This is a genomic window from Kitasatospora sp. NPDC056181 (assembly GCF_042266225.1).
GTDB lineage: Bacteria > Actinomycetota > Actinomycetes > Streptomycetales > Streptomycetaceae > Kitasatospora.
Genome location: NZ_JBHJUK010000226.1, coordinates 1 through 10210 on the forward strand (window position 1 = coordinate 1; position 10210 = coordinate 10210).

General features: G+C 74.6%; 7 protein-coding genes. 2 read left to right on the forward strand and 5 right to left on the reverse strand.

Translation table 11 applies throughout. The features are described 5' to 3' along the window. Window positions 1–2874: TIR-like protein FxsC (locus tag ACFC1F_RS40915; RefSeq protein ID WP_376166591.1), on the forward strand; the 2874-nt coding region annotated here is incomplete at its 5' end. Window positions 2875–2954: 80 nt separating this feature from the next. On the opposite strand, the gene ACFC1F_RS40920 is transcribed toward ACFC1F_RS40915, so the two are convergent. From ACFC1F_RS40920 to ACFC1F_RS40935, 4 genes are all read right to left on the reverse strand, one after another. Beyond that, complete coding sequence (locus ACFC1F_RS40920; protein WP_376166593.1) at window positions 2955–3854, reverse strand: hypothetical protein; 900 nt, start codon at window positions 3852–3854, stop codon at window positions 2955–2957. Continuing rightward, complete coding sequence (locus ACFC1F_RS40925; RefSeq protein WP_209415110.1) at window positions 3841–4362, reverse strand: SigE family RNA polymerase sigma factor; 522 nt, start codon at window positions 4360–4362, stop codon at window positions 3841–3843. The genes ACFC1F_RS40920 and ACFC1F_RS40925 overlap by 14 nt, the downstream gene beginning before the upstream one ends. Before the next feature lie 547 nt (window positions 4363–4909). Continuing rightward, the gene (locus tag ACFC1F_RS40930; RefSeq protein WP_376166595.1) at window positions 4910–6502 is read right to left on the reverse strand and encodes a M1 family metallopeptidase; all 1593 of its coding nucleotides are present in this window, start codon (window positions 6500–6502) and stop codon (window positions 4910–4912) included. Window positions 6503–6993: 491 nt separating this feature from the next. Then, window positions 6994–7962: an ArsR/SmtB family transcription factor gene (locus ACFC1F_RS40935; RefSeq protein WP_376166597.1), complete on the reverse strand. Its 969-nt coding sequence runs from the start codon at window positions 7960–7962 to the stop codon at window positions 6994–6996. Window positions 7963–8019: 57 nt separating this feature from the next. On the opposite strand from ACFC1F_RS40935, the gene ACFC1F_RS40940 reads away from it, so the two are divergent. After that, complete coding sequence (locus ACFC1F_RS40940; protein ID WP_376166599.1) at window positions 8020–9267, forward strand: MFS transporter; 1248 nt, start codon at window positions 8020–8022, stop codon at window positions 9265–9267. Between the two features lie 86 nt (window positions 9268–9353). On the opposite strand, the gene ACFC1F_RS40945 is transcribed toward ACFC1F_RS40940, so the two are convergent. Then, complete coding sequence (locus tag ACFC1F_RS40945; protein WP_376166601.1) at window positions 9354–9896, reverse strand: GNAT family N-acetyltransferase; 543 nt, start codon at window positions 9894–9896, stop codon at window positions 9354–9356. Window positions 9897–10210: the final 314 nt, after the last annotated feature.

The window sequence follows — 10210 nt, forward strand, 5'->3', positions numbered from 1 at the left end:
CCCGCCGCAGGGGCCGCCGGTGCCGCCGCGGCGCCGCTCACGGCCGAACCGGCGCTCAAGCAGTTCCGCGAGACCGCCTCCCCGCTGGCGCAGGAGCTGGCCGGCCACCTGTCCGCCGTGCCGCTCGTCCTCCCCGTGATGACCCTCGTCCGCCGGGCGATGCTCCCGGACGCCGACCACGGCCACCTGGCGGAGGTCCTGCTCGGCGGCCTGCTCGCCCCCTGGGAGGCCCCGGCGCCCGGCACCGACCCGGACGGCTTCGAGTTCGACTTCCTCCCCGGCGTCCGGGACGCCCTGCTCGGTGCCCAGCGCCGTGAGGACGTCGCCGAGATCCGCCGGACCGTCCGCCACCAGGTCGCCGCCTACCTGCGGTCCCGCCGCACCGCCGCCGACTTCCTGGCGGGCCACGTCGCCGACGGCACGCACGCCCGCGCGGTCGCGCCGGGAGCGCTGCCGTTCGCCGAGTCGCAGGGCGGTGCCGGGTCCGCGGGCGGTTCCGAGGCGCAGAACGCCCACGAGCAGCCTGGTGGCAGCGGGCAGACGGACTGGACGGTGATGTCCGTCGCCGAGGCGCTGGAGCGGCCCGAGCTGCTCGGCGTCCGGCCCGCCGAGCAGAGGCCGGGCCTGCCCGCCCTCACCCCCTATGTCCGGCGCGAGGTGGACGTGGCCGGCCAGTCGCTGGCCGAGCTGGCCGTGGACGGCGAGACCGCGGCCGGGCTCTTCTTCGGTGGCCCGGCGGTCGGCAAGACCCGGGCCTGCTTCGAGGTGCTCCGCGGGCTGCCCCCCGACTGGACGGTCCTGCGGGCGAAGAGCCTGCTAGGAGATGGGCACCGGGCCCAGGAGGTGGGCCCGCGCACGGTCGTCTGGCTGGACCGGGCCGATGACGTGCTGACCTCCCCCGGGGAGGAGGACGGTCTCCCCGCGGTACGGGCCGAGTTGCTGGCCGAGCGGCTCGGCCGGGGCGGGCGCCCGGTCCTTCTCCTGGGTACGCTCCGCTCCGGCTCCGTGATCGGTTCCCTCATCAGGAGGGCCCTGGAAAGGCGAACATCGGAGCACGTGCTCATCATTGAGGTGCCCGAGCGGTTCACCCCGCAGGAGGCCGAGCAGGCCGTACACGGCGACGTCAGACTCGCCGAGGCCGCCCGGGTCGTGAGCGACTACCGAATCGTCCAACTGCTCCTCGTTGCGGCAGGGTTGCGGGAGCGGCTGGACGGGGCACCGGAGGAAGTGCAGGCCGTGCTGGCCTCGGCGGCGGACGCACTGGCACTGGGGCACGGTCCGGCCCTGAGCGGCGCCCTGCTGGAGGCGGCGGCGCCCGGATACCTGACGCCGGAACAGCGCCTCCGGATGCGGCAGGGGTGGTTCGCCCCCGCGATGGCCTATGCGACGGAACGGGGAGAAGGCGGTGTCGGACTGTTCGCCCAGTGGGCTCGGGGGGTGTCGGAGGACGCGACCGGAACGGTGTTCTACACCCTGCATCCGCTCGTCGTGCCCTGGCTGCACGGCCTCAGGCCGGGGGCCGAGCTGCCGCACCAGCTCCGGCGGGGCCTGCTCGACCACGGTGACCGTGGCGATCTGCGACGCATGGCCCAGGGCGCCGGTGACCGGGGATGGCGAAGGTTGGCGGAGGAGTTCGAGGCCCTGGCGGACAGCTACTTGCCGACCGGGCCGCCGGGGAGGAATGCGGAACCGGACCTCCGGCCGTACTTCTGCCTCAGCCACTCCGGTGCCGACGCCATCTGGGTAAGCAGACTCTTCCAGGATCTCAGCGAGGCGATCCTGGAGATCACCGACGTCCCCCGGGGAGTACCGGTCGGCTTCATAAACGGGGGACAGGTCTCGACCGAGCAGGCCGCACTGGCACTGGCGTCCTGCCGGGTCTTCGTCCCCCTGTACGCCCGGCGGTACTTCCAGAGCCAACGGTGCGGCCGCGAGTGGGAGGCCTTCACCCGACGGCCGGTTGCCCCACGGAGTCCGGGCGCGGGGTTCAGTACGGGCATCGTGCCGGTGAAGTGGATTCCGATGGAGCGCTACCGCCCGCCCGAGGCGGCCACCCGGCTCCAGGCCGACACCGCAGACTTCGGCCCGGACTACGACACCGAGGGCCTGCTGACGCTGATGAAGCTCAGCTACCACCAGCCCGCCTACGAGCTGGCCGTGCACAGGCTGGCCAGGCGGATCGTGGCGGTGGCACAGGAGACGGACATTCCGGTCGGGCAGCCACTGGACCTCGACGCCCTGCCGAGCGCGTTCGAGCAGCAGCCGACCCGGGACGCCCAACCCGACAAGTCCGGGCAGCCCGAACCGGCGAGGGAACTGCGGGTGCTGGTGTACGCCTACCGGCGGGACGAGCTGCCGGCCGGCCGCAGTCCCGACAGCTACGGCCAGGCCAGTACTGACTGGAACCCCTACCCGGGCGAGCTGGGCGGGCCGCTGGCGGAGCATGCGGCCGAGCTCGCCCGCCGGCAGGGGTTCCAGGCCACGGTGCACGACTTCGACACGGAGTCCGAACGGATCCTCCTGCGCCAGGCGTGGCCCGCCCCGACCCTGCTCCTGCTGGACCGTTGGGTGCTGCTGGACACACGTCGGAAGGGACGGCTGATTCAGGTGGGCACGCGCAACTCCGGGTGGATGAGCGTCCTGGAACCGTGGAGCAGCAGCGACCATGAGGAAGCCCGCTTGCTCGGCGAGCGCGGCATGAATACTGCGGCGCTTTTGTACGGCCAGTTGTGGGCCCAGCAAAAGCACTCTGTATCGGCGCCCCTCGCCGACCTGGAGGCGTTCGAGGAGGCTCTGCCCGGCGCCGTGCGGAGGGCCGCCCGCGTGTTCGACGAGCAGATGGGCCGGGCGCGCAGGACCTTCCGGGACGAGTAGCCGCCCCCTCCGGCGGCGCCGCACCCGCGAGGGCGCGACGGGTACGGGCCCGGCGGAACCCCCTCCGGGTGCGGAGGCCGTCAGCGACGGGTGCTGCCGGGCGCGGCGGAGGCGACACCGGTCGTGCGGACCGTCTCGAAGAGCTGTTGTACGAGCTGCACGGTCTCCTCGCCCGGCCGGTTCATACAGCCGATCAGCTCGACCGTGGCCACCTTGTCGGCCACGAGGACGATCCGGTGGCCCACCAGTTCGCGCGTACCGCCGCGCAGGCCGCACGTCTTGTCGACCTCGGTTTCGACCTCGGCCATCCCGCCGGACGGCTTCCCGGCGGCGTCCAGGTTGTCGACCAACGTGAGGGTGACCAGCGCACCGCCCTCGGCGATCCGGCCGAGCGGTCCGCAGTCGGCCTGCTGGGGCGGGCAGGACACCTTGCTGCCGAGCGGTTCACTCGCCGCGTACCCGGTGGAGGCGAGTGGTTTGGTGGACGGGATGACCGTGCTGGACCAGCCGGCAGGCAGGTCGACGACCACCCCGCCGATGTCCGGGAACCACAGCGGCCGCACGCCGGGGGGAGAGGACGTACTCGGCGAGGCACTCGGCACGACGCTCGGCACGGGGCTCGGGGAGCCCGCGGCCGGGGTCGGTGCGCTCGCGGCCGGGGCTCCGGGCAGCGGCGGTACGGCGGTCGCGGGCTGCAGGGCGGTGGCGGGCCGGCCGGGTGCGAGGGCGGGGGCGGCGGCCAGGGCGGCGGCGACCAGACCGGTGGTCAGCCCGGCCGCCAGCGCGGCGGTCCGCCGCCGCCGACGCGTCCGGTCGGCGCGCTCGCGGATCCGGTCCATCCGGTCGGCGGGCGCCGGGAGGTGCGGTGCGGCGCGTTGGAGGAGGACGCGCAGCTCGTGCTCCGCCTCGGAGTCGACCGGGCGTTCGCCCAGGCCGTGGCCGGAGACGTCACCGCGGCCGCCGGTGTCAGACCAGCTCACGGCGTGCCCCCTCCAGCAGCAGCTCCCGGGCGGGCAGCTTGCCGCGCAGCGCCAGCAGTGCCCGGTGCGTCTGGCTCTTGACCGTGCCCGTGCTGCAGCCCAGAGCCTCCGCCGTCTCCTCGACGCTGAGGTCCTCGAAGTAGCGCAGCACCACGACCGCCCGTTGACGCGGCGGCAGCGCCCGGACGGCGGCGGCCACCACCTGGCCGAGTACCACGTCCTCGAACGGGTCCGCGTCCGTCGGCGGTTCCGGCAGCTCGCCGTGCGGCAGCTCCCCGTGCCAGCGGCGCCGCCACCAGGAGACGTGCGCGTTCACCAGCACACGCCGGACGTACGCCTCCGGGTGCTCGATGGAGATCTTCTCCCACTTCGGCCAGACCTTGGCGAGCGCCGTCTGCAAGAGGTCCTCCGCCAGGTGCGGGTCGCCGGTCAGCAGCCACGCGACGCGCAGCAGACGCGGGCTGCGGGCGGCGACGAACTCCTCGAAGTCCGGTGTCGCGTCCCTCATCATCCTGCCCCCGCCATGGTGTTCCCATCGGTGTTCCTGTCGTTCCCGCCGCGTCCGTCGGACGGTCCGGCCGTTGCGGCCGCGTCCTCGGTGTCGTCCGTGTTCGTCTCACGGCAGCTGAACGCGGTGGGAGCCGGTACGGGTTGCCTGGTGACGGCGGTTTTCTCGGGACATTCTCCGGGGTGCCACCAGGGGCCGACGGGGGAGCCCCCAGGGGAGCCGGCCGGGAAGTGGCCCGGGCGCGGTGCGGACAGCGGATCGGGGCACGGATCGCGGCACGACCGGGGCTGCGCCCGCAGGCGTTGGACGGCCCGCGAGCCGGCCGGAACTCGGCCGGGCGGCGGGCGGGCCGTGGCACCACGATGCGCCCGTGGGCACCCAGGGTCCAGGGGCGCGCGGCAGGCGCCCGAGCGCACCGGACCGGCGCACCGGCCGTACGCCCAACGCGCGCTGCCCCACAGGACGCGGCCCCACAGGACGCGGCGCCCAACGCGCGCTGCCTCACAGGACGCGGCACCCACGGCCCGTGCAGGCGGCCGGGGTCCGGTCAGAGCGTCCCGGAACCGCGTGGCGCGGCGGTCGGCCCGCGGCCCGCCAGGCCGTTCCCGGTGGTGGAGGCGGTGGGAGGGGTCACCGTCCAGTCCGGGTGGCCCGGCATGGGCGGGGTGCGCTCGCCGTACAACCAGTCGGTGAGGAGACCGGTGACGTCCTGGCCGGAGACCTCCGAGGCGGTGCGGATGTAGTCCGCGGTGGTGGCCGTGCCGTGCCGGTACCGCTGGAGGAAGGCCCGTTCGATCCGGTCGAAGGCGCCCGCCCCGACCCGCTCGCGCAGCGCGAACAGCACCAGGGCGCCGCCCGTGTACCGCTGGCTGTCGAAGAGGGCCGCCGCCGTCGGCGCGGCCACCGGCCCGGAGTCGTGCCGCCACTGGTCGCCCATGGCGTAGACGTCGCGCATCCGGTCGGTGAGGGTGGTGAAGCCCGCCGAGTCGGGCCAGCCGCGGTCGTAGCGGTACATCAGGCCGTAGAGGTCGGCATGTCCCTCGTTCAGCCAGAGGTCGGCCCAGGTGCGCGGCGAGACGCTGTTCCCGAACCACGAGTGCACCAGCTCGTGCATCATGTGCGAGCCGATCTGCGGTTCCGGCTGGAGCAGGAAGCCCGGCTTGTAGAGCGTCAGGGTCTGCGTCTCCAGGCCGGTGAATTCGAAGGCGTCCGGGTCGTCGGTGTTGACGGGCAGCAGCCCGTACGTCTCGAACGGGAACGGGCCGAGGTGCTGCTCGGCCCACCTCAGTTGACCGGGGGTGAGCGCGAGCGCGGGCTCCAGGGCGGCGGCGCGGGCGGCGGGGACGACGTCGCGCAGCGGGAGCCCGCCGGGGCCGGTCCGCTCGCGCACGGTGTAGTCGCCGACGGAGACCTGCACCAGCTCCGTCGCCATCGGCTCGCGCGACTCGTACCGCCGCCTGGTGAGCCCGCGTTCCGGGTGGTCGGTCGCGGTGAGGCGGCCGTTCGCCACGCCGAGCAGGCCGTCCGGCGCGGTGACATCGATGGTGAACCGGGCCTTGTCGCCAGGGTGGTCGTTGCACGGGAACACGGTGTGCGCGTGGTCGGGCTGGCCGGCCACCGCGAAGCCGTCGGGCGTCGACACCCAGCCGCTGTGCGGCGGCCTCGCCCGCGGAGTGGCCGAGTACGCGACCTCGATCCGCAGCACGGCACCCCGGCGTACCGCCCGCGCCGGGACGACCGTCAGCTTCTCGTCGTGCGCCCGGTACCGCGCCGGCCGCCCGTCGACCCGGACGCCGTGGACGTCCAGGCCGACGGCGTCCAGCTCCAGCCCCGGCAGCGCGGTGAGCGCACGGGCGGTCAGCACGGCGGTGGCGTCGACACTCCGGCTCTCCGGCCGATTGCCGTCCGGCCGGTAGCGGAAGCCGAGGTCGTAGGCGAGTACGTCGTAGCCCGCGTTGCCGAGTGCGGGGAAGACCGGGTCGCCGACGCCGCCCGCGCCCGTGGCGTCGTCAGGAGTGCCGGGCGGAGTGCCGGACGGCGTGGCAGCCGCGGGCACGGCGGCCCCGAGGAGCAGCGCGGCGAGGGCGGCCGCGACGGCAAGGCCGGGACGGGGCCCGAACAGGGTGAGCACCGCTTTCACGTCGTCCTCCGAGTGGTTCTTCGCGTGGGCCTTCGCACGGTCTCTTGCGGGGCCCGTGCTGCTGTTCCCCCGTCTCCCCGGGCCGGTCGGGTTCGCGCAGCTCAGCGCCCTGCCCCTCTGTGAGCATGTGTGTACGGATCGTAGCCGAGGGGTCCGACAGTCCGGGCGGCCCGCGCGACACACGGCATCCCCCGGACGGACGCGTGTGGTGGCCGGGCGGGCGCGGAGTGTCATAACGTTCGAAGTGCTCCGCCCCCTGACGGACGGGGCCACGGCCGTCGGAGAACCTGGCCAGGTCCGGCGGCCGTCCTTTATGCCCGCGCCCTGCCCGGCACCCGGAAGCCCGGGCGGGGCGCGGGCAGGCGGGTCGGTCGGGCGGCACGGGTGCCGGACGGCCGCCTCGGCCGTCGCCCTCAGCGGTCACTCCCAGCCGTTACTCCCAGCCGTTATTTCCAGCCGTCGCCCTCGGCGTTACCCCCCAGCGGTTGACGTCAGCCGTCGCCCTGGGCCTCGACGAGAACCTCACCGGCCGCGGTCCGGTAGTAGAGGACCGAACGTCCGGCCCGGCGCCGTTGGACCAGGCGGGCGTCGAGCAGCACCTTCAGGTGGCGGCCGACCGATCCCAGCCCCTGCCCGGTGAGGGCCACCAGCTGCGTCGTGCTCTTCGGCCGGTCGAGGAGCACGAGGACGGTCGCCCGCGCGGGCCCGAGCAGTGCGCGCAGGGCTTCGGGGGCGGGTGCCCGGCCGGTGTCCGCCAGGACGCCCGAACACGGGTAGACCACGGCGTACCGGCCGGACTCCCAGCAGAGCCAGCTCTGCCGGGGAGTGACGGGAACGAACATCAGCTGCGCCCCGGCGACATCCTGCGGGGGGTGGTCGCGGGCGGTGATCTGCAGGCGGCTCTGCCCGAGCCAGCGCATTCCGGCACGCATGCCGTCCAGCGCTCCGGCCCAGCCCTCCTGGCCGAGCCGGGCCGTCCGCGCGACGACGTCCGCCTCGATGATGCGCCGCCGCCTCGGCCAGTCGGGTGCCACCGTCCGTGTCCAGACCCACTCCAGGAGGCCGGCGGCGAGTTCCGGGAGGTCGGGCCGGTCCAGCCGGGCGGGGAGCGGTCCGTCCAGTGCCACCTCCAGGTCGGTGCGGGCGGTCCCGGGCAGGGTCCGCCGTATCCGCAGCAGCTCCTCCTCGAAGGTCCGCTCGCCCGCGCCCGTCGGTGTGGGCGTGAGGAAGGTCGCGTTCCAGGCGGGCCTCAGGGCGGCGTGGAGGAGCAGCGACGTGACCGGGTCCTCGGCCTTCCGCTCCCGGTAGGCCGGCAGGTGGGCGTCCAGCCAGACGCGCTCGCCCGGGTGGGCGGCGGTTCCCCGTTCCAGGAGCTTCAGGCCCGCGACGGCCTCGGCCAGGGGCGAGACGACGAACCGGCTCTCCGCCAGCGTGTCGGCGTTCACCTGCCACCAGCCCATGTTTCGCCTCCCCGCGAAACAGTAACGGCTCGCCGCCGGCGCCCCGAGACTCCGGTCATGCGCACCTACCGGGACCTCTTCCGCACCCAGGAGTTCACTCCGCTCTTTCTGGCCTCCGCCGCACAGGTGGCGGCCCAGACGGTGAGCGGGCTCGCCCTGGGCACGCTGGTCTTCACCGCGACGGGCTCGCCCCTGCTCTCCGCCCTCGCGATGTTCGGCCCCTCCCTCGCCCAGGTGGTCGGGGCGACGACGCTGTTGGCGGCGGCCGACCGGCTGCCGCCGCGCACCGCGCTGGCCGGACTCTCCCTGCTGTTCGCCCTCGGCACCGCCGTCCAGGCCGTCCCCGGCCTGCCCGTGCCGGCGGTCCTCGCCGTCGTCCTCGTCCTCGGCGCGGTCTCCGCGCTGGGCGGCGGAGTGCGGTACGGGCTGCTCAACGAACTCCTCGCCAAGGACGGGTACCTGCTGGGCCGCTCCGTGTTCAACATGTCCGCCGGAGCGGTGCAGATCGGTGGGTTCGCGCTCGGTGGCGCCCTGGTGACCGCACTGTCGCCGCGCGGGACCCTGCTCGCCGGCGCCGCGCTGCACCTCGCGGCGGCCGTGGTGGCCCGGTTCGGGCTCGGCCGCCGTCCGCCGCGGGCCACCGGGCGGCCGTCGGTCCGGGAGACCTGGCGGAACAACGCCCTGTTGTGGTCCTCGAAGCCCCGCCGCCGGGTCTATCTCGCGCTCTGGGTGCCGAACGGCCTGATCGTCGGCTGCGAGTCCCTGTACATCCCGTACGCGCCCCGGCACGCCGGATTCCTCTTCGCCTGCGGCGCCGCGGGCATGCTGGCCGGAGACCTGCTGGCCGGACGGTTCGTCCCGCGGCGGTTCCGCGAACGCCTCGCCGTCCCGCTCTGCCTCCTGCTGGCCGCCCCCTACCTGGTCTTCGCCGTCCACCCGCCGTTGCCGCTCGCAGCGGCGGCGGTCGTGCTCGCCACCGTCGGCTACTCGGCGGGCCTGCTGCTCCAGGAGCGCCTGATGGCCCTGACCCCGGACGCGCTCGGCGGACACGCCCTCGGACTGCACTCCTCGGGGATGCTGGCCGTGCAGGGCGCGGGCGCCGCCCTGGCGGGCGGCGTCGCCCAGTGCACCTCGCCGTCGGTGGGGATGGCCGTGACGGCGGCGGCCTCCCTGGGCGTCACCCTGCTACTGGCGCCCGGTCTCCGAGCCGACGGCGGACCGCCCGCGGCCGGTGCACCGGGTGACGCGCCCTTCCCGGTGGACGCCCGCGGGAAGGGGCTGGAGACCGGTGGGCCCGCGTGTTGAGGCGTCAGGTGTGCGCGGCGGGCGCGGGTCGGGCGGTGGTCGCAGGCGGTGCGCGGCGGTCGCAGGCGGTGGGCGGGTCCGCCGGTTCAACGCGCGGCGGCGTGCTCCGGGGCGTTGACGTCCTTTCCGTACCAGACCTGGGCGTACGGGCCGCTGCTGTAGGCCGGTATCTCGCGGTAGCCGTGGCGGGCGTAGAGCGCGCGCGCCTCGACCAGGTCGAGCCGGGTGTCGAGGACGATCCGCTCGGCGCCGAGGGAGCGGGCCGCCTCGTCGACGGCGGCCAGCAGGTGGCCGCCGCCGCCGGTGCCGCGCGCGGCGTGCCGGACGAACACCCTGGTCAGCTCGACGGTGCGGTCGTCGAGGATCCGCAGCCCCGCGCAGGACTGCGCCTCGCCGCCGTACCGGCCGAGCAGGAAGACGCCGGTCGGCCCGGCGAGGTCGTCGCTCGGTGAGTCGGCCAGGCCGGTCTCGATCTCCTCGTCGGTCCCGTCCCGCCCCAGGTGCAGCCGGTAGTACCGGTTGGCGACGTCGATGTAGTACTCGCGCAGCAACACCTGCGCCTCCGCGGAGCCGACATCGGCCCGGGAGACGGTCCAGGAATCGGTCGTGCGCTGCGTGCCGGCTGTCATGCGCGCATTATCGGCGCCCGGACGCCGTCGCCACCAGTGATTTTCGGCCACCGGGCTCGCGGCGCCCGCGCCACCCCGTCGATGGCGAGGGGGCGGGGACGTGGGCCGGGCGGGTGACGGGGGGATTGGCGGCCTGGCGTGTCGGGGGAGCAGTGCTCCATGAACACACCATCAGATCATCGTATTAATGGGGGCCTGAGGGGAAGACAGTGGAACGGCCGCCGGGCCGGGAGCGGTCTCGTGGCGGTGATGTGCCTGGCCGCGGCGGTCGCCGGCTGCGCCGTGCCGGGCGGGGCGGGCGGCCCGTCCTCGGG